General features: G+C 70.8%; 19 protein-coding genes and 1 riboswitch. Of the genes, 9 read left to right on the top strand and 10 right to left on the bottom strand.

The window, feature by feature from the left end:
- Nucleotides 1-4: 4 nt before the first annotated feature.
- From ABZ796_RS02135 to ABZ796_RS02125, 3 genes are read right to left on the bottom strand one after another with little or no spacing between them, the layout of a single operon-like run.
- A complete protein-coding gene (locus ABZ796_RS02135; protein ID WP_357334241.1) occupies nucleotides 5-610 on the bottom strand; it encodes a rhomboid family intramembrane serine protease in 606 nt (201 codons plus the stop codon).
- 14 nt (nucleotides 611-624) lie between these two features.
- Nucleotides 625-1,185 carry a hypothetical protein gene (locus tag ABZ796_RS02130; RefSeq protein WP_357334239.1) on the bottom strand — a complete coding sequence of 187 codons (561 nt, stop codon included), beginning with the start codon at nucleotides 1,183-1,185 and terminating at the stop codon, nucleotides 625-627.
- A gap of 56 nt (nucleotides 1,186-1,241) precedes the next feature.
- A complete protein-coding gene (locus ABZ796_RS02125; protein ID WP_357334237.1) occupies nucleotides 1,242-1,931 on the bottom strand; it encodes a uracil-DNA glycosylase in 690 nt (229 codons plus the stop codon).
- Between the two features lie 76 nt (nucleotides 1,932-2,007).
- Here ABZ796_RS02125 and ABZ796_RS02120 point away from each other — a divergent pair, with 76 nt between their 5' ends.
- Nucleotides 2,008-3,000, top strand: a complete 993-nt coding sequence (locus tag ABZ796_RS02120) for an LLM class F420-dependent oxidoreductase (RefSeq protein ID WP_357334235.1) — start codon at nucleotides 2,008-2,010, stop codon at nucleotides 2,998-3,000.
- Between the two features lie 64 nt (nucleotides 3,001-3,064).
- Nucleotides 3,065-4,615: an FMN-binding glutamate synthase family protein gene (locus ABZ796_RS02115; protein WP_357334233.1), complete on the top strand. Its 1,551-nt coding sequence runs from the start codon at nucleotides 3,065-3,067 to the stop codon at nucleotides 4,613-4,615.
- A 115-nt stretch (nucleotides 4,616-4,730) separates the two neighbouring features.
- On the opposite strand, the gene ABZ796_RS02110 is transcribed toward ABZ796_RS02115, so the two are convergent.
- Nucleotides 4,731-5,753 carry a Gfo/Idh/MocA family oxidoreductase gene (locus ABZ796_RS02110; RefSeq protein ID WP_357334232.1) on the bottom strand — a complete coding sequence of 341 codons (1,023 nt, stop codon included), beginning with the start codon at nucleotides 5,751-5,753 and terminating at the stop codon, nucleotides 4,731-4,733.
- A gap of 27 nt (nucleotides 5,754-5,780) precedes the next feature.
- Nucleotides 5,781-7,208, bottom strand: coding sequence for a trehalose-6-phosphate synthase (locus ABZ796_RS02105; protein ID WP_357334230.1), 1,428 nt, complete (start codon nucleotides 7,206-7,208; stop codon nucleotides 5,781-5,783).
- Nucleotides 7,209-7,380: 172 nt separating this feature from the next.
- On the opposite strand from ABZ796_RS02105, the gene ABZ796_RS02100 reads away from it, so the two are divergent.
- The 6 genes from ABZ796_RS02100 to ABZ796_RS02075 all read left to right on the top strand — a co-directional run bounded on the left by ABZ796_RS02100 (nucleotide 7,381) and on the right by ABZ796_RS02075 (nucleotide 14,184).
- Nucleotides 7,381-7,677 carry a DUF3263 domain-containing protein gene (locus ABZ796_RS02100; protein ID WP_091046051.1) on the top strand — a complete coding sequence of 99 codons (297 nt, stop codon included), beginning with the start codon at nucleotides 7,381-7,383 and terminating at the stop codon, nucleotides 7,675-7,677.
- Nucleotides 7,678-8,196 carry a LytR C-terminal domain-containing protein gene (locus ABZ796_RS02095; protein WP_357334228.1) on the top strand — a complete coding sequence of 173 codons (519 nt, stop codon included), beginning with the start codon at nucleotides 7,678-7,680 and terminating at the stop codon, nucleotides 8,194-8,196.
- A gap of 92 nt (nucleotides 8,197-8,288) precedes the next feature.
- Nucleotides 8,289-9,143, top strand: a complete 855-nt coding sequence (gene otsB / locus ABZ796_RS02090) for a trehalose-phosphatase (protein ID WP_357334226.1) — start codon at nucleotides 8,289-8,291, stop codon at nucleotides 9,141-9,143.
- Between the two features lie 106 nt (nucleotides 9,144-9,249).
- Nucleotides 9,250-11,577: an endopeptidase La gene (gene lon / locus ABZ796_RS02085; protein ID WP_357334224.1), complete on the top strand. Its 2,328-nt coding sequence runs from the start codon at nucleotides 9,250-9,252 to the stop codon at nucleotides 11,575-11,577.
- Between the two features lie 134 nt (nucleotides 11,578-11,711).
- A riboswitch (SAM riboswitch) is annotated at nucleotides 11,712-11,851 on the top strand.
- Nucleotides 11,852-11,862: 11 nt separating this feature from the next.
- Nucleotides 11,863-13,134, top strand: coding sequence for a threonine synthase (gene thrC, locus ABZ796_RS02080; protein ID WP_357334223.1), 1,272 nt, complete (start codon nucleotides 11,863-11,865; stop codon nucleotides 13,132-13,134).
- A gap of 135 nt (nucleotides 13,135-13,269) precedes the next feature.
- Nucleotides 13,270-14,184 carry an SGNH/GDSL hydrolase family protein gene (locus tag ABZ796_RS02075; protein WP_357334221.1) on the top strand — a complete coding sequence of 305 codons (915 nt, stop codon included), beginning with the start codon at nucleotides 13,270-13,272 and terminating at the stop codon, nucleotides 14,182-14,184.
- 53 nt (nucleotides 14,185-14,237) lie between these two features.
- On the opposite strand, the gene ABZ796_RS02070 is transcribed toward ABZ796_RS02075, so the two are convergent.
- The 5 genes from ABZ796_RS02070 to ABZ796_RS02050 all read right to left on the bottom strand — a co-directional run bounded on the left by ABZ796_RS02070 (nucleotide 14,238) and on the right by ABZ796_RS02050 (nucleotide 19,480).
- Nucleotides 14,238-15,836: an AMP-binding protein gene (locus ABZ796_RS02070; protein WP_357334219.1), complete on the bottom strand. Its 1,599-nt coding sequence runs from the start codon at nucleotides 15,834-15,836 to the stop codon at nucleotides 14,238-14,240.
- A gap of 86 nt (nucleotides 15,837-15,922) precedes the next feature.
- Entirely contained in the window at nucleotides 15,923-17,491 is a 1,569-nt protein-coding gene (locus ABZ796_RS02065; RefSeq protein ID WP_357334217.1) for an AMP-binding protein, read from the bottom strand.
- 17 nt (nucleotides 17,492-17,508) lie between these two features.
- Nucleotides 17,509-18,774: a DUF6596 domain-containing protein gene (locus ABZ796_RS02060; protein ID WP_357334216.1), complete on the bottom strand. Its 1,266-nt coding sequence runs from the start codon at nucleotides 18,772-18,774 to the stop codon at nucleotides 17,509-17,511.
- Nucleotides 18,771-19,118 (bottom strand): YciI family protein, encoded by a 348-nt coding sequence (locus tag ABZ796_RS02055; protein ID WP_357334214.1) that lies wholly within the window; start codon nucleotides 19,116-19,118, stop codon nucleotides 18,771-18,773. The genes ABZ796_RS02060 and ABZ796_RS02055 overlap by 4 nt, the downstream gene beginning before the upstream one ends.
- Nucleotides 19,115-19,480 carry a YciI family protein gene (locus tag ABZ796_RS02050; protein ID WP_357334212.1) on the bottom strand — a complete coding sequence of 122 codons (366 nt, stop codon included), beginning with the start codon at nucleotides 19,478-19,480 and terminating at the stop codon, nucleotides 19,115-19,117. The genes ABZ796_RS02055 and ABZ796_RS02050 overlap by 4 nt, the downstream gene beginning before the upstream one ends.
- A gap of 164 nt (nucleotides 19,481-19,644) precedes the next feature.
- Here ABZ796_RS02050 and ABZ796_RS02045 point away from each other — a divergent pair, with 164 nt between their 5' ends.
- Nucleotides 19,645-23,487: a Pls/PosA family non-ribosomal peptide synthetase gene (locus ABZ796_RS02045; RefSeq protein ID WP_357334211.1), complete on the top strand. Its 3,843-nt coding sequence runs from the start codon at nucleotides 19,645-19,647 to the stop codon at nucleotides 23,485-23,487.

The raw sequence follows: 23,487 nt of genomic DNA, 5'->3' as shown, positions 1-23,487 counted from the left end.
CGGCTCAGGCGGCCTGCTTCTGGGCCTTCTTCTGGGGCGGGTCGTTGAGCAGCCAAGCCGCCAGCGCGCCACCGATCGCGCCGAAGAGGTGGCCCTGCCAGGAGACACCGGTCTGCCCGGGGAGTACGCCGAGGAGCAGGCTGCCCCAGACCAGGAAGATGAGCACGCCGATGACGATCTGGCCGACGCGGTGGTTGAACAGTCCGCGCAGGATCAGGTAGACGAGCCAGCCGAAGATCAGCATCGAGGTGCCGGCGGTGATGCTGCCCGGGGGCGACATCAGCCAGACGCCGACTCCTCCGACCACCCAGATGATGAGGGTCGCGACGATCCCGCGGCCGATGCCCGAGGCGAGCACCAGGAAGCTGAGGACGAGCGCGAACAGGGTGTTGCCGTAGAGGTGGGCCCAGCCGAAGTGGAGCACCGGGGCGAACACGATGCCGAGCAGGCCGGCGTCGGTGCGTGGCTGGATGCCGAGCGTGTCGAGCTGGTGCCCGCTGATGTAGTCGGTGGCCTCGAGCACCCAGAGCAGGGCGACGAAGCCGAGCGACCAAATACCGGCCCGAAGCCAGTTGGCGCGTTGGGGCCGCGTGGGGGAGTCCTGGCTCACGCCTGAAATCTTACCTACCGCTCCACAGCGGCGAGCCGCTGCTCGAGACTCTCGTAGAGGTAGGGGACGGCGGCCGGGTGCGGGCCGGTCTCGTAGAGCTCTGTGGCGAGGCCCCGGGGCGACTCTCCGGTGTGGTCGGCCGCCCAGGTCTCACCGCCCCCGGTGATCCGCCCGCCGTCGAGGGGCAGCACTGCATCGGCAGCCAGCGCCACCCAGTGCCCGCCACCGCCCTCGAGCCAGGCCACCGGCACGGCGTACGCCTCGCCCTCGGTCATGTCGGCGTCGAGAGTGATCCGGCGGCCGATCGGGTGGGCTCCCTGGCGGCTCCACAGGACGGTGGTGACCTCGAGCCGGTCGGTGTCGGCAGGGCCGGCGGTGCCCAGGACGAGGTGGTCGGCGAAGGTCGCCCAGTCGCGTACGTCGGTCGCGGGGAGCTCCGGAGGCCCGGCCCGGTCCAGCAGGGCCCGTCCGCCGAGCACGGCGGCCCAGGTCGCCATCAGGACGACGACGATGGTGCCGGCGATCTTGAGTCGCCGTGACACCGACAGCGTCGGTCCGGTCGTGTCCTCGCCCACGTGACCCCCGTTCACCGCGCCGATGGGCCGCTGGGGCGACCCTCATCAGGCAGAGCCTAATCGGGAAGGGACCAGTCGACCGGGGAACCGCCCTGCTCGACCAGGAGCGCGTTGGCGCGGGAGAACGGCCGCGACCCGAAGAATCCCCGGCGCGCGGAGAGCGGCGAGGGGTGGACGGACTTGACCGCGGGCACCCCGTTGAGCCGCGGCTCGAGATTCTGCGCGTGCCGGCCCCACAGGATCGCGACCAGCGGCCCGCCGCGTCGGCCCAGGACGTCGATCGCTCGCCCGGTGACCTCCTCCCAGCCCTTCTTCGAGTGGGACGCGGGAGCGCCGGGGCGCACCGTCAGCGAGGTGTTGAGCAGCATCACCCCGCGGTCGGCCCAGGTCGACAGGTCGCCGTGCTCGGGCATCTTCAGGTCGAGGTCGGTGGCCAGCTCGGCGTAGATGTTCCGCAGCGACGCAGGCAGTGGACGTACGTCCTTCTCGACCGCGAAGCTGAGCCCGATCGGATGCCCGATGGTCGGGTAGGGGTCCTGGCCGACGATCAGGACGCGTACGTCCCGCAGCGGGCGCCGGAAGGCGTTGAAGATCCGGTCGCCGTCGGGAAGATAGGGCCGCCTGGCCGCCAGTTCGTCACGCAGGAAGCGGCCCATCTGCTCGATCTGCGGCTCGGCCGGCGCCAGCGCCTCGGCCCAGTCGGCAGCCATCAGGCCCTTGTCCACGAGTCCGGCGAGTGCGCTCATAAATGATGAGCGTATCGGCTGGCATCGACGGATAAGTTGTCCGTGGCACTCAGGTTGGACTCAACAAGGAGTAGACATGAAGTTCGGTTTCTTCGTCCCGCAGGGATGGCGCTTCGACCTCGTCGGGATCGACCCGGCGGACCAGTGGACGACGATGAAGGACCTGGCGCTGCATGCGGATGCCGGGGCCTGGGAGTCGATCTGGGTCTACGACCACTTCCACACCACCCCGGAGCCCTCGGACCAGGCGACCCACGAGGCCTGGTCGCTGATGGCGGGCCTGGGCGCGGTGACGTCGCGGGTGCGCCTCGGGCAGATGTGCTCGTGCATGTCCTACCGCAACCCGGCCTACCTGGCGAAGGTCGCCGCCACCGCCGACCACATCAGCGGCGGCCGGATCGAGATGGGCATCGGCGCGGGCTGGTACGAGCACGAGTGGCGTGCCTACGGCTACGGCTTCCCCGAGGCGCGCGACCGTCTCGGGATGCTGCGCGAGGGCGTCCAGATCTTCCAGCAGGCCTGGACCAAGGGCGTCTCGTCGCTGGACGGGAAGTACTACCAGGTCGACGGCGCCATCTGTCAGCCCCTGCCCCTTCAGCAGGGCCGCTCCGGCATCCCGCTGTGGATCGCCGGCGGCGGTGAGAAGGTGACCCTGAAGATCGCCGCGCAGTACGCCGACTACACCAACTTCGCCGGCGACCCGGAGACCTTCAAGGCCAAGTCCGACATCCTCGCGGCGCACTGCGAGAACCTCGGCCGGGACTTCGCCGAGATCACCCGCTCCTCCAACTACAACGTCTTCATCGGTGAGACCGAGAAGGAGGCTCAGGAGAAGATCGACTGGTACGCCGACCACCTCGCCAAGTCGCTCGGTGAGGCCGCCGGCCCGGAGCACGCCCGCCGCAGCGGCAGCCAGGGACTGGTCGGCACGCCCGAGCAGATCGTGGAGAAGCTGAAGTCGATGGAGGAGCTGGGGATGACGTACGCGATCACCTACTTCGGCGACGCCGCCTACGACCGCTCTTCCATCGAGCTCTTCGAGTCGAAGGTCCTCCCCGAGTTCGCCTGAGCGACGCCCGGCGACACCGTCGCGGACGTTTACAACGAGGTGACCGCCCGGTAGGAAGACGTACATGAAGATGACGACCTTCCTCGGGGGAGTGGCGGTTGCCGCCGGCGTGGTCGCCGCTCGCGACCTGACCCAGCGCAAGCACGCGATCCTGCGGAACTTCCCGGTGATCGGTCACGCGCGGTACCTGATGGAGAAGATCGGGCCGGAGCTGCGGCAGTACATCGTCGCGGACAACGACGAGGAGCGCCCCTTCAGTCGCGACCAGCGGCGCTGGGTCTACGCCTCGTCGAAGGAGCAGAACAACTACTTCGGCTTCGGCACCGACAACGACATCGAGCACACCCAGGGCCACATCCACATCAAGCACCGTACGTTCGCCGACTCCCTGCCCGACGACCACGACCCGGCCGCCGTGCTCCCTTCGGCGAAGGTGCTCGGCGGCCCGCGTGGGCGCGCGAAGGCGTTCCGGCCGGAGTCGGTCGTCAACATCTCGGCGATGTCTTTCGGGTCGCTGTCCGGGCCGGCGATCACGGCGCTCAACCTGGGCGCGCGGCGGGCCGGGGCGATGCACAACACGGGTGAGGGTGGCATCTCGCCCTACCACCTCGAGGGTGGTGCGGATCTGGTGATGCAGGTCGGCACCGCCTACTTCGGGTGCCGGAACGCCGACGGCACCTTCTCGATCGACCGGCTCAAGGAGCGGGTCGCCACCGCGCCGGTCAAGGCGATCGAGATCAAGCTCTCCCAGGGCGCCAAGCCCGGGCTCGGTGGCCTGCTGCCGGCGGCCAAGGTGACCCCGGAGATCGCCGAGATCCGCGGCATCGAGCTCGGCAAGGACTGTGCGTCGCCGTCTCGGCACTCCGCCTTCCGCGACGTCGACTCGATGCTCGACTTCGTCGAGATGATCGCGGCCGAGACCGGGCTGCCGGTCGGCATCAAGTCGGCGGTCGGCGAGATGGAGTTCTGGCAGGAGCTCGCCGGCACGATGCGGTCGGGGGAGCGGGGAGTCGACTTCATCACCGTCGACGGCAGCGAGGGTGGCACCGGCGCCGCGCCGCTGATCTTCTCCGACGCGGTGGCGATGCCCTACCGGATCGGCTTCTCGCGGGTCTACGGCACCTTCGCCGAGCTCGGCCTGACCGACTCGGTCACCTTCATCGGGTCGGCCAAGCTCGGCCTGCCGGAGAACGCCGCGGTCGCCTTCGCGCTCGGCGCCGACATGGTCAACGTCGGCCGCGAGGCGATGATGTCGGTCGGCTGCATCCAGGCGCAGAAGTGCCACGACGACACCTGTCCCACCGGCGTCGCGACGCAGAACAAGTGGCTCTCCGGCGGCCTCGACCCGCAGGACAAGGGCGATCGCTGCGCCAGCTATCTCAGGACCCTGCGCCGGGAGCTGACGAAGGTCTCCGCCGCCGTGGGCGTCGCCCACCCCGGCCTGATCACGCCCCACGACATCGAGGTCATGAACGGCGACTACGAGTCACGCACCCTCGCCGGTGTCTACGGCTACAAGGACCACTGGGGCACTCTCGGTCCCGATGTGACCCGCGATCTTCTCGCCGTCGTGCAGCCGCACCGTACGTTCAACGAGAAGCCGTCCACCGCCTGACCCGCCGAGACGTCACGTACGTCGGTCGAGACGTCACGTACGTCGGCCGAGTCGGCACTCAGCTGCCATCTCGGCCGACGCAGCTGACGTCTCGGCCGACGGGGGTGACGTCTCGTCAGGACTCGGTGGCGTAGCGGGCGCCGATGGACTCGCGGATCATGTCCATCTGGCGCATCAGGCTGAGCGTCTGGCTGTGGGGCACCAGCGGGGACTCCAGGAGGCCCTCGCGCAGGCACCGCTGGACCTCGACGATCTCGTTGCCGTACCCAGCGCCGATGACGGGCTCGTCGCCGACGATCTCGACGGGCTCGCCGCCGTCGGCCGGCGTGAAGACCGCCGAGGACGGGTGGTGGAAGTCGGTCAGCTCGATCCGGCCCCGGTCGGTGGCGATGGCGGCCGCGCGGGAGGAGTAGGAGGTGACCGAGGAGACCATGGTGGAGAGCTCGTTGCCGGCGTACTTCCCGGTCATCACCAGGTCGAGGTCGAAGGTCGCGCCGTCGGCGCCTTCCCCGAGGTTGGCCTGAGCGGTCAGCGCGCGGGCCTCTCCGAAGAGCAGGTGGGCGAAGGTCAGCGGGTAGATGCCCATGTCGAGCAGCGCGCTCGCGCCGAGCGCCGGGTCGAGCAGGCGCTGGTGCCTCTCGGGGTCGGCGACGAAGCCGAGCTCGGCGTGTACGTGACGCGGAACCCCGAAGCGGCCCGACCGCACGTCGGCGACGAGGCGCCGGATGATCGGGTTGGTGGCCATCCACATGGCTTCCATGAGGAAGAGCTTCTTGGAGGTGGCCAGGTCGACCATCTTCTGCGAGTCGGCGGCGTTGAGCGTCAGCGCCTTCTCGCACAGCACGTGCTTGCCGGCCTCGAGCACGAGGGTGGCGTGCTCGAGGTGGTGAGAGTGGGGCGAGGCGATGTAGACGACGTCGACGTCCTCGTCGGCGGCCAGCTCCTCATAGGAGCCGTGCGCGCGGACCGGGCCGTTGGCGGCGTACTCCTTCGCGAACGTCTCCGCGGACTCCGTGCTCCGTGACCCGACGGCCACGAGTCGGCCGTCGGGGACGAGCATCAGATCGGTGGCTAGGGAGTGGGCGATCCGGCCGGTGCCGAGAATTCCCCACCTGATCGGGTCAGAGTTGGTGGTCACGGCTCGACTCTAGCCACCTGGCAGGCCTCAGTGGGCGTTGGGCGGAAGCACGTTCTTGGTGTGGCTGCCCTGCACCGCGGCGAGCTCCTCGAGGAAGGAGTCGGCCCAGTAACGTACGTCCTTGGAGGCGACCTGCTTGCGCATCGCCTTCATCCGGCGGGTGAGCTCCTTCGGCTCGGCCTGGTAGGCCTCGAGGAGGGCGGCCTTCATCCCGTTGATGTCGTAGGGGTTCACCAGCCAGGCCTGGCGCAGCTCCTCGGCAGCGCCGGCGAACTCCGAGAGCACGAGGGCGCCGTCGTCCTCGTAGCGGCAGGCGACGTACTCCTTCGCGACCAGGTTCATGCCGTCGCGGTAGGGGGTGACGACCATGATGTCGGCGGCGCGGTAGAGCGCGGCCATCTCTGCACGGGGAAGCGAGGTGTGGAGGTAGGAGATCGCCGGGCGGCCGATGCGGCCGAGGTCGCCGTTGAGGCGGCCGACGAGGCGGTCGATGTCGTCGCGCAGCTTGCGGTACTGCTCGACGCGCTCGCGAGAGGGCACCGCCACCTGGACGAAGATGACGTCCTCGACGTCGAGCTCGGTGTCGCGGAGCATCTCGCCGAAGGCGCGCAGCCTGGCGTAGATGCCCTTGGTGTAGTCGAGCCGGTCGACGCCGAGCAGGATCTTCTTCGGGTCACCGAGCTGCTCGCGGATCTCCTTGGCGCGCTGGTTGACGCCCTCGTCGTGGGCCATCTCGTCGAAGCCGACGAAGTCGATCGAGATCGGGAAGGCGGCCGCGTGCACGGTGCGCCCGTCGGGGAGATAGACCAGGTCGCGATGGGTCTTGTGGCCGACGCGCTGGCGCACCAGGCGGACGAAGTTCTGGGCCGCCTGGGGGAGCTGGAAGCCGACCAGGTCGGCGCCGAGGAGTCCTTCGAGGAGCTGGCGGCGCCACGGGACCTGCTGGAAGAGCTCGGCCGGCGGGAACGGGATGTGCAGGTAGAAGCCGATGCGCAGGTCGGGGCGGAGCTCGCGCAGCATCTGCGGCACCAGCTGGAGCTGGTAGTCCTGCACCCAGACGGTCGCGCCCTTGGCGGCGACCTCGGCGCACTTCTCGGCGAAGCGCTGGTTGACCCGTTGATAGCCGTCCCACCACTCACGGTGGAACTCCGGCTTGGCCACGACGTCGTGGTAGAGCGGCCACAGCGTGCCGTTGGAGAAGCCCTCGTAGTGCTCCTCGATGTCCTGGGCGGTCATCGTCATCGGCAGCAGGTGGAGTCCGTCGTCCTCGAACGGCTCGAGGTCCTCGTCGGTGCCGCCGGGCCAGCCGATCCAGACGCCGTCGTTGGCCCGAAGGACCGGTTCGAGGGCGCTGACCAGACCTCCTGGCGAGCGTCGCCACGCTTTCGTGCCGTCCGGCATCTCCACTCGATCGACGGGGAGCCGATTGGCCACGATTACCAGGTCAGCCTGCACATCTCCGACTGTAATGGACGGGGGCCAGGTTCGGCGCCGTGTCGTTCCACCCACGACTTCCGGCCCCTTGCGAGGAATACCTGTCGAGTAACACGCCGGGAGGGTGAACCACAGCGGTGTAGTTCGGCGCGTTAGGGTGTGGTCAGATGCAGACGACACCGGGGGACGAGGAATGAGCGCTGTCAACGTGCAGGTCACAGGCCCAGGCGAGGACCCCGCGAGCCTCAGCGAGCGCGACAAGCAGATCCTTGATTTCGAGCGTCAGTGGTGGAAGTACGCCGGAGCCAAGGAAGCCGCCGTCCGTGAGGCTTTCAACATGTCCGCCACCCGTTACTACCAGGTGCTCAACGCCCTCATCGACAAGCCGGAGGCCCTCGAGGCCGACCCCCTGCTCGTGCGCCGCCTGCGACGGCTCCGCGCGGCCCGGCAGCGTCAGCGCTCGGCGAGACGGCTCGGCTTCGAGGTCTGAATGACCGGCTGCGTACGTCCTTCGAAGGGGGAGCGTGGCGTCGCGCTCCCCACACCCGTCATCGCGCTGAGCGTGGTGGCGGTCGTCGCTGCGGTGATCATCTTCTGGATCACCGGTGGCGACGGAGACGAGGGCAAGGAGATCGCCCAGGCCGGTGGCAGCCCCTCGGCCTCACCGTCCGCCTCGCCGAAGGCGGCCAAGGCCGAGGAGACGAAGCCGCCGAAGGCCGAGCCTTCCCCCGTCGACCGTGCCAAGGTCAGCGTCGAGGTCTACAACCAGTCCAACATCGCGGGCTTGGCCAGCGACGTCGCGGCGAAGGCGACCACGGTCGGCTGGAACGTCGTCGGTGAGGACAACTGGATGGGTTCGGTCCCGGAGAACACCGTCTACTACCCGAGCGAGATGAAGCGCGAGGGCCAGCAGCTCGCCGACGACCTCGGGATCAAACGCACCCATCCCTCGGTCGAGGGCTCGATGAAGGGCGACCGGCTGACGGTGGTTCTGACCGGGGCTCTCTGAGGCTTTCCGGCCGTTCTCGAACGTGTGTGATCTGACGCACGGCGGAGGCCTCCCGGTCTGCTCCACGGTGGTTGCCGTGTCACAGTTGAGGCATGGCCGAACTCCAGCCTGATGGCGCCGCAGGTGACCAGAAGTACGCCGCGATCGCAGCTGTCGCCGCCGAGACCCTCGTCGGTCTCGACTTCGACGGGACGCTCTCGCCGATCGTCGAGGACCCGGCCGCGGCCCGGATCCATCCGGACGCGGCTTCGGTCCTGATCGCGCTCGCGTCCCGGGTGAAGGCGCTCGCCATCGTCACCGGCCGGCCGGCCGGACAGGTCGTCGAGCTCGGTGGCCTGGCCGCGATCGCCGACGCGCTCGCGGAGGCGGGCAAGGAGCTGTACGTGTTCGGGCAGTACGGCAACGAGCGCTGGAGCGGTGCCGACCGGGTCGTCGTCGGCCCGCCGCCGCCCGAGGGACTGGCCGCCTTCGAGGCGGCGCTGCCGGCGGTGCTCTCCGCTCATGGGGCGCAGGACGCCTACATCGAGGAGAAGGGTCTCGCCGTCGGGGTCCATACCCGCCGGTTCCCCGACCCCGACGCTCTCGCCGCGCGCCTGCTCCCGCCGCTGACGGAGCTGGCCGGCGAGCACGGGCTCGTGGTCGAGCCCGGCAAGCAGGTCATCGAGGTACGCGCCCCCGGGATGCACAAGGGCCACGCGATCTCGACCCTGGTCGAGGAGGTCTCGCCCGGCGCGATCCTGTTCGGCGGTGACGACCTGGGTGACATCGAGGCGTTCGAGGCCGTCCGGGCCTGGGGGAAGACCACCGGCTCGCCGACCCTCCTCGTCTACTCCCACGCCGGGCCCGACCGGGGTCCGCTCGCGGATCTCGCCGATCTCGAGGTCGCGGGGCCGGAGGGTGTGCTGGGGCTGCTGGGGCGGCTGACCGACGAGGCGCGCCAGGGGTGACACCGCGACGTCTGTCCGCTCACAGCGAACAGCCTAACCGGAGGGAACATCCGGTTGCTCCCGGAAGTTGAGCCGGTATCACTCAACTCTTCTAGGAGGGTCCGCAATGGACAAGCTTCCTGTGCTGTTCGTCTCGGATGCCGTGGTCCTGCCGGGGATGGTCGTGCCCATCGAGCTCGACGAGGCCGCGCAGGCTGCGATCGACGCCGCCAGGGCAGGCTCGGACAGCCGCCTGCTGGTCGCGCCGCGGCTGGGGGACCGGTATGCGACGTACGGTGCCGTCGCCACGATCGAGCGCGTAGGCCGGTTCCGGGGCGGTGAGCCCGCGGCGGTGCTGAGGGCCGTCGGCCGGGCCAAGATCGGCTCCGGCGTGACCGGACCCGGTGCCGCGCTGTGGGTCGAGGTCGAGCCCGCCACCGAGACGACGACGGAGCACGCGAAGGAGCTGGCCGAGGAGTACAAGCGGCTGGTCGTCGCGGTGCTCCAGCGTCGCGAGGCGTGGCCGGTCATCGACCAGGTCAACCGGCTCACCGAGCCGTCCGAGATCGCCGACACCGCCGGCTACGCGCCGTACCTCGACGACGATGCCAAGCGCGAGCTGCTGGAGACGCCGGACGTCACCGAGCGTCTCGAGAAGGTGATCGCCTGGGCGAAGGACTACATCGCCGAGTCCGAGGTCAGCGACAAGATCGCGGAGGACGTACGCGAGGGCATGGAGAAGACGCAGCGGGAGTTCCTGCTGCGCCAGCAGCTCGCCGCGATCCGCAAGGAGCTCGGCGAGGGCGAGCCCGAGGGCTCCGACGACTACCGGGCCCGCGTCGAGGCCGCCGACCTGCCCGAGGCCGTACGCGAGGCCGCGCTGCGCGAGGTCGACAAGCTCGAGCGTGGTTCCGAGCAGAACCCCGAGACCGCCTGGATCCGCACCTGGCTGGACACGGTGCTGGAGCTGCCCTGGGGTGTGACGACGGAGGACTCCACCGACGTGACCGCTGCCCGTGAGGTGCTCGACGCCGACCACCACGGCCTCGAGGAGGTCAAGGACCGGATCGTCGAGTACCTGGCGGTGCGGACCCGACGCGCCGAGCGCGGGCTGCAGGTCATCGGTGGCCGTGGCTCCGGCGCCGTGGTGCTGCTCGCCGGCCCGCCAGGAGTCGGCAAGACCTCGCTGGGTGAGTCGGTCGCGCGCTCGCTCGGACGGAAGTTCGTCCGGGTCGCGCTGGGTGGCGTCCGCGACGAGGCCGAGATCCGCGGTCACCGGCGCACCTATGTCGGTGCGCTTCCGGGCCGGATCGTGCGGGCCATCAAGGAGGCCGGCTCGATGAACCCGGTCGTGCTCCTCGACGAGGTCGACAAGGTCGGCAGCGACTACCGGGGTGACCCGGCGGCGGCTCTGCTGGAGGTGCTCGACCCGGCGCAGAACCACACCTTCCGCGACCACTACCTCGAGCTCGACCTGGACCTCTCCGACGTGCTCTTCATCGCGACGGCCAACGTCGTGGAGCAGATCCCGAGCGCGCTGCTGGACCGGATGGAGCTCGTCACCATCGACGGCTACACCGAGGACGACAAGGTCGCCATCGCTCGCGACTTCCTGCTGCCCCGGCAGCTCGAGCGCGCCGCGGTGACCGCCGAGGAGGCCACGGTCTCCGACGACGCCCTGCGCGAGCTGGCCGCGAACTACACCCGCGAGGCGGGCGTACGCCAGCTCGAGCGGCTGCTCGCCAAGGCGCTGCGCAAGGTGGCGACGAAGCTCGCCACCGGGGCGGAGCACGTCGAGATCGGCCTGGACAACCTCAAGGACCTGGTCGGACGGCCGCGGTTCACGCCGGAGTCGGCGGAGCGTACGTCTGTCCCGGGGGTCGCCACCGGACTGGCGGTCACCGGGCTCGGCGGGGACGTGCTCTTCATCGAGGCCTCCTCGGCCGAGGGGCAGACGGGGCTCAACATCACCGGCCAGCTCGGTGAGGTGATGAAGGAGTCCGCCCAGATCGCGCTCTCCTTCGTCCGTTCGCACGCCGCCGAGCTGGGTGTCGACCCGGCGGTGCTCGACCGCTCGCTCCACGTCCACGTGCCTGCGGGTGCGGTCCCGAAGGACGGGCCCAGCGCCGGCATCACGATGGTCACCGCGCTCACCTCTCTTGCGACCGGTCGTCCGGTCCGCAGCGAGGTCGGCATGACCGGTGAGGTCTCGCTCTCCGGCCGGGTGCTGCCCATCGGGGGCCTCAAGCAGAAGCTGCTCGCCGCCCAGCGAGCCGGCCTGACCGAGGTCTTCGTGCCCCAGCGCAACGAGCCCGACCTGGACGAGGTCCCCGACGAGGTGAAGCAGGCGCTGAAGATCAACCTGGTCAGCGACGTACGCGATGTCGTACGCGGTGCGCTCGCCGACGCCGGATCCGCCACTGGCGGCGAGGCCGAGTCGGTCCGCGCCGCCTGAGTGCGGTTGTCCCCTGGAGGGGCGGCACGGTGTCACACCGTGCCGCCCTTCTCGTTGTCCGGATGGCGGACACTTGGTCCGCGGAGTGGAACCCGGGTGTGATCGGCGGAGGTTGCCTGCCGTACGATCGGTATTGCTCATCGAGAGGGACTGAGGGAACGGCCCAGTGAAGTCCCGGCAACCGACCACGAGCCTCCTCCCGACCACGGGTAGGGCGTGGGACAAGGTGCTAATTCCGGCCCGGCGCGAGAGACGTGATCGGGGAAGATGAGGAGGAGGTTTCTCATGAGCGCTGCGACCACGGAGACGAAGGGCCTGCGCGAGGGCGCTTTCGGCAACGCCTCGGCGCTGTCGTGCCGGGAGTGTGGCCACCAGATCGAGCTCGGACCGCATTACGCCTGTCCGGAGTGTTTCGGGCCACTGGAGGTGGCGTATGACTTCCCGGCCGTGACCCGCGAGGAGATCGAGGCCGGACCCCGCAACATCTGGCGCTACAAGGCGCTGCTGCCGGTGCCCGACGACATCGAGCAGAGCCCCAACACCGAGCCCGGCTTCACCCGGCTCCTGGACGCGAAGAACCTCGCGCGCGAGCTCGGCATCGAGAAGCTCTGGGTGAAGGACGACTCGACCAACCCGACAAACTCGTTCAAGGACCGTGTGGTCGCCTGCGCGCTGAGCGCGGCCCGTGAGCTGGACGCCAAGGTCTTCGCCTGCCCGAGCACCGGCAACCTGGCCAACGCGGTCGCCGCGGCCGGCGCCCGCGCCGGGATCCCCACCGCTGTGTTCATCCCCAGCAACCTCGAGCAGCCCAAGCAGGTCAACTCCGCGGTCTTCACCGACAACCTGATCGCCGTCGACGGCAACTACGACGACGTCAACAAGCTGGCCCAGGAGATCGCCGCGGAGGAGGACGGCTGGGCGTTCGTGAACGTCAACGTACGTCCCTTCTACGCGGAGGGCTCCAAGACGCTCGGCTTCGAGATCGCCGAGCAGCTCGGCTGGCGCCTGCCCGACCAGATCGTCATCCCGGTGGCCTCCGGCTCCCAGCTGACCAAGGTCGACAAGGCCTTCAAGGAGCTCATCAAGCTCGGTCTGGTCGAGGAGAAGCCCTACCGGATCTTCGGCGCCCAGGCCACCGGCTGCAACCCGGTCGCGACCGCCTTCAAGGCCGGCGTCGACGCCATCCGCCCGGTCAAGCCCGACACGATCGCCAAGTCGCTGGCCATCGGCAACCCGGCCGACGGCATCTACGTCCTCGACGCCACCCGCTCCACCGGTGGCGCCGTCGAGGAGGTCACCGACGACGAGATCCGCTCGGCGATCGTGCTCCTGGCCCGCACCGAGGGCATCTTCACCGAGACCGCCGGCGGCACCACCCTCGCGGTCACCAAGAAGCTCGTCGAGACCGGCGCCCTCGACCCGAGCCTGGAGACGGTCATCATCAACACCGGCCACGGCCTCAAGACGCTCGACGCGATCAGCGGTATCGTCGGCCCTCGCGCCACCATCGCCCCCAACTACGACGCCTTCGAGGAGGCCGGGCTCTCGCAGGCGTAGGGCTGCGGATGTTCGTCTAGGTATGTAGCCGAGCCGTCACTTCCCACGCGGAACTCCGCGAGGGAAGTGACGGTTTCTCTGCATACCTAGACGAACCAACCGCCCGTTCACCCTCGTGCGCTACAGATAAGAGACGTGAGCAGCGCGAAGACGAGTGAAGAGGCCAGGTGGCTCGGCATGGTCGCCGCGACCGCCGGAGTCGCCGGTGCGATCGGCGTGGTGGGGGCGGCGGCCGGTGCCGGGTTCGTGACGTTGCTGAAGAGACAGGCGGCGCACGCGCGCGATGTGATCGGCAAACCCCTCGGCGAGGAGGCGATCTACGCCGACAAGGTCTACAAGAAGACCTACGGAGGTACGCCGGTCGAGCTCCTCGTCCTCGGCGACTCGATCGCCGCGGGGCTGGGCGCGGAGACCCGGGGCGGCACCCTCGGCGCACGGCTGGCCAAGGGCACGGCGAAGACCCTGCTGCGGCCGGTGCGGCTGCGTACGGCTGCCGTGGTCGGGGCCGAGACGTCCATGCTCCCCGCGCAGCTCGAGTCGCTGCCGAAGGGCTACCGACCCGACGTGGCGGTGGTCGTCGTCGGCGGCAACGACGTCACCCACCGGGTGCCGCAGAAGGACTCCACCCGGGTGCTGGGGGAGGTCATCGACGCGCTGCGTGAGCGTGGTGCCGAGGTCGTCGTCGGCACCTGCCCGGACGTCGGGGCGGTGCGGCCCCTGCCGCAGCCGCTGCGCTCGCTCGGCCGCCGGATCGCCAAGCAGCTGGCCGACGGTCAGCGGGAGATCGCTCTCGCCCGGGGTGCCCACGTCGTCTCGCTCTCCGACGTCGTCGGCCCGTTCTTCATCACCAACCCCGACGAGATGTTCGCCATCGACCACTTCCACCCGAGCGCGATGGGCTACAAGCGCACCGCCAAGGCCATGCTGCCCTCCGTCCTCGCCGCACTCGGGCAGGTCCAGCAGGTCCCGTTCGGTCACCACCTGCCCGAGCTCCCGCCCGAGGCGAGCGAGCCGACGGGCGCCGAGGACCCGGCCGGCAGCGAGCCCTGACGCCGACCCGGCGCGTCTGTCCCGTACAGCTGGGACAGTTGCGCCGACTCGGGCTACTTGTCGTCCGCCTCGTCCGGGACCTTGCCGCCGGTGCTGAGCAGGTCGGCGGTGAGGCCGGTGGCGGCTCGGTAGTCGACGGTCCCCGCAGGCGTACGCGGCACGGACTCGACCAGCAGGACGAGCTTGGGCTCGTGCGACTCCCCGAGCCGGTCACGGGCATGCTTGCGCAGGTCGGCGGCGGTCGTCTCGGTCGAGGGGGTCAGCTGCACGAGCGCCGCGACCTGCTGGCCCCAGCGCGGGTGGGGCATGCCGAAGACGGCGGCGTCGACGACGTCCTCGTGGCTGAGGAGCACGCCCTCGATGGTCTCGGGGTGGATCTCGAGGTCACCGGTCCGTACGAGGGTCGCGGCCCTGCCGAGCAGCGTGATCGAGCCGTCCTGCTCGCGACGGGCGAGGTCGCCGGGGAAGGTCCAGCGCCGGTTGTCGATCAGCTTGATCGCGGTGGCAGAGCGGGCGTTGTCGTTGTAGTAGCCGAGAGCCGCGGGGCCGGAGCGGGCCAGCAGGCCCTCGACCCCGGGGGCCGCCGGGGTGAGGTCGGGGGTGAAGACCTCGACCTCCGGGCCCACCATGAACCGCGCCTCGCCGGGCACCAGCGGGGAGCCGTCGTCGGCGCGGGAGCCGGTGACGCCGGTCTCCAGGGTGCCGTAGGAGTCGACGATGACCCGGCGGGCGAACGCGTTGCGAAGAACGGAGAGGACGCCGTCGGAGAGCGGCGCCGCGGTGTTGGAGACCCCGGCGAGCGAGCGCAGGGGCCAGCGCTTCTTGCCGGTCAGCCGCGCGTTGGCCACCGGCCGCGCCTGGGCGTCGCCGAGGAGCGTGATCGCGGTGGCGCCGGCCTGCTCGGCGAGGTCCAGGAAGGCCTCGGCGGAGAAGGTGGGCGAGGTGTCGAGCACCGCGGTGCCGCCGGCGACCAGTGCCCGCAGGAGCAGCAGCTGGCTCTGTCCGTGCAGCAGCGGCCCGCCGGCGAGCAGGACGACGCCCGAGTCGCGGGCGGCCGCCTCGGCGGCGAGCCCCTCGACCGAGGGGATCGGCGCGTTGCGGCGGACCGTGTTGAGCGCGGCCCAGATCAGGTCCTCCTGGCGCCAGACCGCACCCTTCGGGGTGCCCGTGGTGCCGGTGGTGAAGATGATGTGCCAGTCGCCGGGCGTACGTCCGACCGTCGGCCGCTCCTTGGACGCCGCGGCGACCTTGGCGTCGTAGTCGGGGCCGAGGACCACCCGGTGATCCAGCGACAGCGAGAGCTCGTCGAGGTCATCGGTGAACTCGGGGGAGACGATGGCCGCGACGCAGTCGGTGGCGGCGTACGTCCGGGCGAGCTCGTCGCGTCGGTAGGCGTGGTTGATGTTGACCGGGATCGTGCGGGCCTTGAGACACCCGTAGAGGGCGTCGACCCACTCGATCCGGTTGGTCGCGTGGACGGCGACCTGGGCACCCGGCTCGAGGCCGACGCTGAGCAGATGGTTGGCCAGGCGCGTGGCGCGCTCGTCGATCTCGGCGTACGAGTAGGTGCGGTCGGTGGTGACGACTGCCGTGCGATCAGGGATCGCATCGGCCATCGCTTCCAGGATGTCGGGCAGTGTGAGGGGGATCACGGCGGACACAGGACGTCTGCGCCTTCCTTGGTAGGGCCGGGGGTAGGGCCGTACGGCACCGAACCGTACGTCGGATCACCCGGTCGTCACCTACGCGCCTCGAGCAGCTCGGCAGCGACCGTAGCGCTCGCACGATAGTCCACCTTGCTCACGGGCGTGCGGGGGACTCGCTCCACGAGCAGGATGTCCTTGGGCACCTTGTAGGCCGAGATCAGGCTGCGGCAGTGCTCGCGCAGCGCCTCGGCCGAGGTCGTGGCGCCCTCGCGGAGCTGTACGAGAGCGGTGACCTGCTGGCCCCAGCGCTCGTGCGGGGTGCCGATGACCGCGGTGTCGAAGACGTCGGCGTGACGTAGCAGGACCGACTCGACCTCCTCGGGGAAGACCTTCTCGCCGCCGGTGTTGATGCAGCCCGAGCCCCGGCCCAGGACGGTGATCGAGCCGTCCTCCTCGCGCCGCGCGAAGTCGCCGGGGATCGACCAGCGCTGCCCGTCGATCTCCTTGAACGTCGCGGCGGTCTTGACCGGGTCGTTGTAGTAGCCCTGCGGGATCGACCCGGTGCGCGCGAGCATCCCGGTCTCACCCGGCGCGCACGGCTTCAGGTCGGCGTCGAAGACCTGGACGTCCATCCCGACCTGGAACTTCGGCGCGGCCTGCGGGCCCTCGTTGCCCTCGTCGACCTGCATGCCGGTCGCCCCGGACTCCGAGGCGCCGTAGGAGTCCAGGATGTAGCGGCCCGGGAGGGCCTCCCGGAGCTGCGTGCGAACCCCTGCGGAGAGCGGCGCGGCGCCGTTCGAGACCGCGAACAGCGCGCTCAGGTCCCAGCGCTCCGGCTCGCGCAGGATCGCCTCGGCGACCGGGCGGCCCATCGCGTCACCCAGGAAGGTGAGCGAGTTGACCCCGGCGGCCTGGACCAGGTCGAGGATCGTCTCGGCCGACCAGGCCGGTTCGGTGTAGAGCGCGACCGTGCAGCCGGCGACATGGCCGTTGCCCATGATCCACTGGCTTCCGCCGTGCATCATCGGACCGCAGGCCAGCAGCACCATCGGTGTCTCCTGCGCCGCGGCCTCCTCGGCGAGCTGCTCGACGGTGTCGAACGGCGCTCCGAAGCGGCTGGCGTTCAGCGCGGCCCGGATGATGTCCTCCTGGCGCCACTCGACGCCCTTCGGCATCCCGGTGGTGCCGCCGGTGTAGATGACGTAGCGGTCGTCGGGGCTGCGCTCGATGTCGGGGCGCTCCTTGGAGGCGGCGGCGACAGCGGCGTCGTACTCCTCGCCCAGCACCAGCGTCGGGATGCCCAGGCCGAGCGCGCCGACCGCCTCGACGTGCTCCGGTCCGATGATCGCCGCGACCGCGTCGGAGTTGCGATAGAGGTGGTCGAGCTCGTCGTGGAGGTACTTGTGGTTGATGTTGATCGGCACTGCCCGCGCCTTCATGCACCCGTAGAAGGCGTCGACCCACTCGATCCGGTTGCGGGAGTGGATGGCGACGTGGTCGCCCGGTTGGATGCCCTGCCCGAGGAGGTGGTTGGCCAGCCTGGTCGCGCGCTCGTCGACCTCGGCGAAGCTGTAGGCGTGTTCCATCGTGAACACGGCGATGCGGTCGGGGATGGCGTCGGCCATCGCCTCGATGATGTCAGGAAGGGTGATCGGGGTCACAGGACCGAGTGTGGCAACTAGAACGTGTTCTCGTCTAGCGAATGGGGTGCAAACCCTGCCAGCGCATCGCGTCGCCGGGCGAGGTCGGCCCGTTCCGGCCCGTGCGCGCAGAGCGCGAGGGCCTCGGCGTAAGCCTCGATCGCCTCGTCGCGCCGCCCCGACCGTTCCAGCAGCTGCGCACGTACGGCGGGCAGCCGGTGTCCCGGGAGCGCGACCGACTCCAGCGCCCGGAGCCCGGCGTCGGCCCCGGAGGCTTCGGCCACCGCGACGGCCCGGTTGAGACGTACGACCGGGGTGTCCTGGAGCGCGAGCAGCTCGTCGTAGCGCTCGACGATGCGGTCCCACGCGGTCGCCTCGGAGGTGGGTGCGACAGCGTGCTCCGCGGCGATCAGGGCCTGGAGCAGAGAGGGCGCCGGTGCGGCGTGGGCGAGCGGGGTGAGGATCGCCAGCGCCTCGGTGATCTCCTCGAGGCTCCAGGCGCTGCGGTCCTGGTCGGGGAGCAGGACGAGGCCGCCGTCCGGCCCGATCCGGGCCGCCCGGCGGGAGTGCTGCAGGAGCATCAGGGCGAGGAGGGCGTCGATCTCCGCGTCCGGCTCGGGGAGGGCCGACCGCAGCACGCGGACCAGCCGGATCGCCTCGCCCGCCAGATCGCTGCGTACGACGTCGGGACCGGTGCCGGGGGCGTAGCCCGCCGTGAACGCGAGGTAGGCGACCTCGGCGACGATGCCGACCCGTTCCCGCAGGTCGGCGAGGTCCGAGGGCACGTCGAAGGAGGCGCCCGCGAGCCGCTTGCGTGCCCGGGTCAGCCGCGCCGCCATCGTCGCCTTCGACTGGAGGAACAGCCGCCCGATGTCCTCGGTGGAGACGCCGAGGACCAGGCGAAGGGTGAGGGCCGCGGCCGCCTCCCGTGACAGCGTCGGGTGGGCGCAGAGCAGCACCAGCCGCAGCCGCTCGTCGGCGACCGTCTCGCCCCCGGCCCCGGCCGGCACCGTGGCCATGACCTGCTGCGCCTCCTGGGTGAGCCCGGCATCGACCACGAGCAGCGGCATCTTGCGGGCCAGCACCTCCTCCGAGCGCATCCGGTCGACGATCCGCCGGCGCGCGGTCGTCAGCAGCCAGGCCGGCCCGTTGGCAGGCTCGCCGTCGACCGTCCAGCGCCGGGCGGCCGCCTCGAAGGCGTCGGCCAGCCCGTCCTCGGCCAGGTCGAGGCGGCGGAACTGCGCGACGAGCAGGGCAAGCAGGCGGCCCCACTCCTCGCGCAGCAGCGCCTCGGCGTACGTCACCTGATCTGCACGCCCTGGGTGGGCCGGACCTCGACGGCGAAGTGCTTCGGCAGCAGCTTCGCGAGGGCGAGGGCGTCGTCGATCGAGGGCACGTCGACCACGTAGTAGCCGCCGAGCTGCTCGACCGACTCCGCGTACGGGCCCTCGGTCACGGATCCGTCCTCGTGGACGGTTCGCGAGGTCGTCTCGGGCTGCAAGGCGTCTCCGTCGATCAGCTCGCCCCGCTGCGCGACCGCCTTCGCGAAGGCACCGAAGTCGGCGTACGCGGTCTGCTTCTGCTCCTCGGAGAGGGCGGCCCAGCGGGCGTGGTGGTCGGGGCCGCCGAGCAGCAGGAGGTACCTCATGCCGACATCCCCTCGTGCTCGACGATCTCGCGGACCTCGAGCGCCGTCTCGAGCTCGGCGAGCACCTTGCAGCACTCGAGCATGTCGTCGACGTCGTCGGTCTCGATCGTGTAGAAGCCGGTCACGTGCTCGACGGTCTCGGCGAACGGGCCGTCGGTGATCACCACCCCGTCACCGGTCTTGCGCAGCGTCCGGGCCTTGCTGGAGTGGTGGAGCTCGGCACCGCCGGTGACCTTGTGGCCCCGTTCGGCGAGCAGCTTGGCGAACCTGCCGTGGACCTCGTAGCCGGCGGCCTTCTCCTCGGGCGTCGACTCGGCCCAGAAGGCCTCGTTCGCCGGCAGCAGCACCATGTATCTGGTCATCGTCTGGATCCCTTCTCGTGCCTCGATGTGAGTCTTTCACCGGGGATGACGGGTGGGACAAGGCCAAATCGACACCGAGAAGGAACGATGATGTACGCCATGCGTTCAACTCCTCCCGGAAGGCTCCGCATGTGAGCGAGCGTCAGCGAGTGAACCATCCAAGCGTGACCGACCCGTTGTTGCGCGGCGACCTCGCGCCCGAGCCTCGGACCCTCGTCGACATCTTCCGGGCCACCGCGGCCCAAGTGCCCGACGAGCCGGCCGTCGACGCAGGCAACGGGCTGCTGACGTACGCCGAGCTCGAGGAGGACGCCGACGGGCTGGCCGCCGAGCTGAACGCCGCCGGGATCGGGCCGGGGGACAAGGTCGGGCTACGGATCGCGAGCGGCACCACCGACCTGTACGTCGCGATCCTGGGCATCCTCTGCGCGGGCGCCGCCTACGTACCGGTCGACGCCGACGACCCCGAGGAGCGGGCCAGGCTGGTCTTCGGCGAGGCACAGGTCGCGGCGATCGTGACCGACGACCTGCGGGTCACGACCGCGACCGAGGTCCGGGAGGCGCGGGAGCTGGAGGACCCGGCGACCGACGACGACGCCTGGGTGATCTTCACCTCCGGGTCGACCGGCACCCCGAAGGGCGTCGCGGTCACCCACCGCAACGCCGCGGCGTTCGTCGACGCCGAGTCGCGCCTCTTCCTCCAGGACGCCCCGATCGGGGTCGGCGACCGGGTGATGGCGGGTCTCTCGGTGGCCTTCGACGCGAGCTGTGAGGAGATCTGGCTGGCCTGGCGCTACGGCGCCTGCCTGGTCCCGGCGCCCCGCGCGCTGGTGCGCTCCGGGATCGACGTCGGCCCGTGGCTGGTCGCCAACCAGATCACCATCGTCTCGACGGTGCCCACGCTGGTCGCGCTGTGGCCGCCGTCATCCCTCGACCAGGTCCGGCTGCTGATCACCGGCGGCGAGGCGATCCCGCCCGAGCTCGCCGCCCGGCTGGTCACCTCCGACCGGGAGGTGTGGAACACCTACGGTCCGACCGAGGCGACGGTGGTGGCCTGTGGTGCCCGCTTGACCGCAGAGGGGCCGGTGCGGATCGGTCTCCCACTCGACGGCTGGGACCTCGCCGTCGTCGACCCGGCCACGGGCGCACCGGTGCCCGAGGGTGAGACCGGCGAGCTGATCATCGGCGGTGTCGGGTTGGCGCGCTATCTGGACGCGGCCAAGGACGCCGAGAAGTACGCTCCGATGCCCGCTCTCGGCTGGGAGCGGGCCTACCGCTCGGGCGACCTCGTCGTCAACGACCCGGCCGGGCTGCTCTTCGGCGGGCGCGCCGACGACCAGATCAAGCTCGGCGGCCGGCGTATCGAGCTCGGCGAGATCGACAGCGCCCTGCTGCAGCTGGACGGGGTCGTCGGGGCCGCGGCGGCGGTGCGCCAGAGCGCAGCGGGCAACAGCCTGCTCGTCGGCTACGTCACCGTCGACGACACCTTCGACCAGGCCGCCTCCGTCGCCCGGCTCAGGGCCGACATGCCGGCGGCCCTGGTGCCACGGCTGGCCGTGGTCGACAGCCTCCCGACGCGTACGAGCGGGAAGGTCGACCGTGACGCGCTGCCGTGGCCGCTCGCCTCGGCCGCGGGATCGGGAGAGGGGCTCAGCGACACCGAGGCCTGGTTGGCCGGGCTGTGGAACGACGTCCTGGGCGCCGAGGTCACCGGGCCGGCGGCGGACTTCTTCGACCTCGGCGGCGGCAGCCTGACCGCCGCCCAGATGGTCAGCCTGATCCGCGAGCGCTTCCCCGAGGTCGCGCTCGGCGACATCTACGACCGGCCCTCGCTCGGCGCACTGGCCACCTACATCGACGAGATGGGCAGCTCCGCGGCGGTCTCCGAGCGCGAGGTGCCGGCGGTACGCCTCAAGACCCAGGTCGCACAGGTGGTCGCCACGGTCCTGCTGCGCTGCCTGGCGGCGCCGCGCTGGCTGACCTGGACCGCGCTCGGCACGACGCTCGCCCAGCCGTGGGCGCCCTGGCTGCCCGCGATCGGCTGGTGGGTCCTCGTGCCGGCCGTGCTCGCCTTCCTGACCCCGCCCGGCCGGATGCTGCTCGCCGCGGGCGCGGCCCGACTCATCCTGCACGGCGTACGTCCGGGGGAGCACCCCCGCGGCGGCAAGGTCCATCTCCGGCTCTGGCTGGCGACGCACGCCGTCGACGAGCTCGGCGCCCACGGTCTCGCCGGGGCGCCGTGGATGCTCTGGTACGCGCGGCTGCTCGGCGTGCGGATGGGCAAGAACGTCGATCTGCACAGCCTCCCGCCGGTCACCGGCATGCTCACCCTCGGCAAGGGCTGCTCGATCGAGCAGGAGGTCGACCTCTCCGGTCACTGGATCGAGGGCGACGTGCTCCACCTCGGCGAGGTCGAGGTGGGCGAACGGGCCCGGGTCGGGGCACGGTCGACGCTGCTGCCCGGCGCCCGCGTCGGCGACGACGCCGAGGTCGGACCGGGGTCGGCGGTCTTCGGCGTGGTGCCGACGGGCGAGTTCTGGTCGGGGTCGCCGGCCGTACGCGCGGCCCGAGAGGCCCGCGGGCCGTGGCAGCCGCCCGAGGCGCGGGCCCGGGTCTGGATGCTCCTCTACGGCATCGCGGCGGCGGTGCTCGCCCTGCTGCCCTCGGTCGCCGTCGGCGTCGGGGTGCTCGTCGCCGTCACCCTCGCCGGCGTACCCACCTCCTACGCGGACGTCGGGGCGCTGCTGGCCTGGAGCCCGGTCGCGGTGGCGGCCGGCTTCGCCACCCTGGCCGCGCTGATCTGGGTGGTCGTGCGGCTCGCCGGTCTGGCGATCACCCCCGGCGTACATCCCGTACGCAGCCTGGCCGGTGTCGCGGTCTGGTCGACGATGCAGGTGCTCGACGAGGCACGCACCTGGCTCTTCCCGCTCTACTCCTCGACGCTGACGCCGCTGTGGCTGCGGGCGTTGGGCGCGAAGATCGGCAAGCACGTCGAGGCCTCGACGGTCCTGATGATCCCCGGGCTGACCCAGGTCAACGACCAGAGCTTCCTGGCCGACGACACCCTGATCGGCGGCTACGAGCTCGGCGGTGGCTGGCTGCGCGTCGAGCGGGTGAAGATCGGCAAGCGGGCCTTCGTCGGCAACTCCGGCATGGCGGCACCGGGCCGCAAGGTGCCGAAGGCGTCCCTGGTCGCCGTGCTCAGCGCGGCCCCGCGCCGCAAACGCGCGCAGAAGGGGGAGAGCTGGCTCGGCTCGCCGCCGGCGCCGCTGCGCCGGGCGGCCGGCGCGACCGACTCGGGACGCACCTACGACCAGCCGGTCCGGCTCGAGATCGCCCGGGCGCTCGTCGAGCTGGCCCGGCTGGTGCCGCTGACGCTCGCGGTGCTGCTCTACGCCGGTGTGGCCTACGTGCTGGTCAGGATCTGGGACGCGACCGACCTCCTCGTCGCGTTCCTGGTCGCCGGCCCGGTACTCGCGGCCGCCGGAGCGGTCGCCGCCGGCATCACGGTGGCGGCCAAATGGCTGCTCGTGGGCCGCATCCGGGCGGGGTCGCACCCGCTGTGGAGCTGGTTCGTGTGGGCCAACGAGCTGGCCGACACCTTCGTCGAGGTGCTCGCCGCGCCCTGGTTCACCGGTGCCGTGTCGGGCACCCCGGTGCTCAACCTCTGGTTCCGGGCGCTCGGCGCGAGGATCGGCCGCGGTGTGTGGATCGAGACCCACTGGCTCCCCGAGACCGACCTCGTCGAGCTCGGCGACGGAGCCACGGTCAACGCCGGCACCGTCGTGCAGACCCACCTGTTCCACGACCGCGTCCTGTCCCTCGACGAGGTCGTCCTCCGGCGCGGCGCGACGCTCGGGCCCAACTCGGTGATCCTGCCCGCGGCCGCCATCGGCCGGCACGCGGTCGTCGGCCCGGTCTCGCTGGTGATGCGTGGCGAGAGCCTTCCGGACAAGACCCTGTGGATCGGCAACCCGATCGGCCCGTGGGACCAGGCGGGCACCTAA

It is taken from the genome of Nocardioides sp. NPDC047086, assembly GCF_040643685.1.
Lineage (GTDB): Bacteria > Actinomycetota > Actinomycetes > Propionibacteriales > Nocardioidaceae > Nocardioides.
Note: the sequence above shows the minus strand (reverse complement) of the source record. Positions and strands in the feature narration are given on the sequence as shown.

What these genes read in the sequence shown, in the direction of transcription:
- ABZ796_RS02125 (WP_357334237.1), bottom strand. Translation starts at nt 1,931, where the DNA reads ATGAGCGCACTCGCCGGACTCGTGGACAAGGGCCTGATGGCTGCCGAC.
- ABZ796_RS02120 (WP_357334235.1), top strand. Translation starts at nt 2,008, where the DNA reads ATGAAGTTCGGTTTCTTCGTCCCGCAGGGATGGCGCTTCGACCTCGTC.
- ABZ796_RS02115 (WP_357334233.1), top strand. Translation starts at nt 3,065, where the DNA reads ATGAAGATGACGACCTTCCTCGGGGGAGTGGCGGTTGCCGCCGGCGTG.
- ABZ796_RS02100 (WP_091046051.1), top strand. Translation starts at nt 7,381, where the DNA reads ATGAGCGCTGTCAACGTGCAGGTCACAGGCCCAGGCGAGGACCCCGCG.
- ABZ796_RS02095 (WP_357334228.1), top strand. Translation starts at nt 7,678, where the DNA reads ATGACCGGCTGCGTACGTCCTTCGAAGGGGGAGCGTGGCGTCGCGCTC.
- otsB (WP_357334226.1), top strand. Translation starts at nt 8,289, where the DNA reads ATGGCCGAACTCCAGCCTGATGGCGCCGCAGGTGACCAGAAGTACGCC.
- lon (WP_357334224.1), top strand. Translation starts at nt 9,250, where the DNA reads ATGGACAAGCTTCCTGTGCTGTTCGTCTCGGATGCCGTGGTCCTGCCG.
- thrC (WP_357334223.1), top strand. Translation starts at nt 11,863, where the DNA reads ATGAGCGCTGCGACCACGGAGACGAAGGGCCTGCGCGAGGGCGCTTTC.
- ABZ796_RS02055 (WP_357334214.1), bottom strand. Translation starts at nt 19,118, where the DNA reads ATGAGGTACCTCCTGCTGCTCGGCGGCCCCGACCACCACGCCCGCTGG.
- ABZ796_RS02050 (WP_357334212.1), bottom strand. Translation starts at nt 19,480, where the DNA reads ATGACCAGATACATGGTGCTGCTGCCGGCGAACGAGGCCTTCTGGGCC.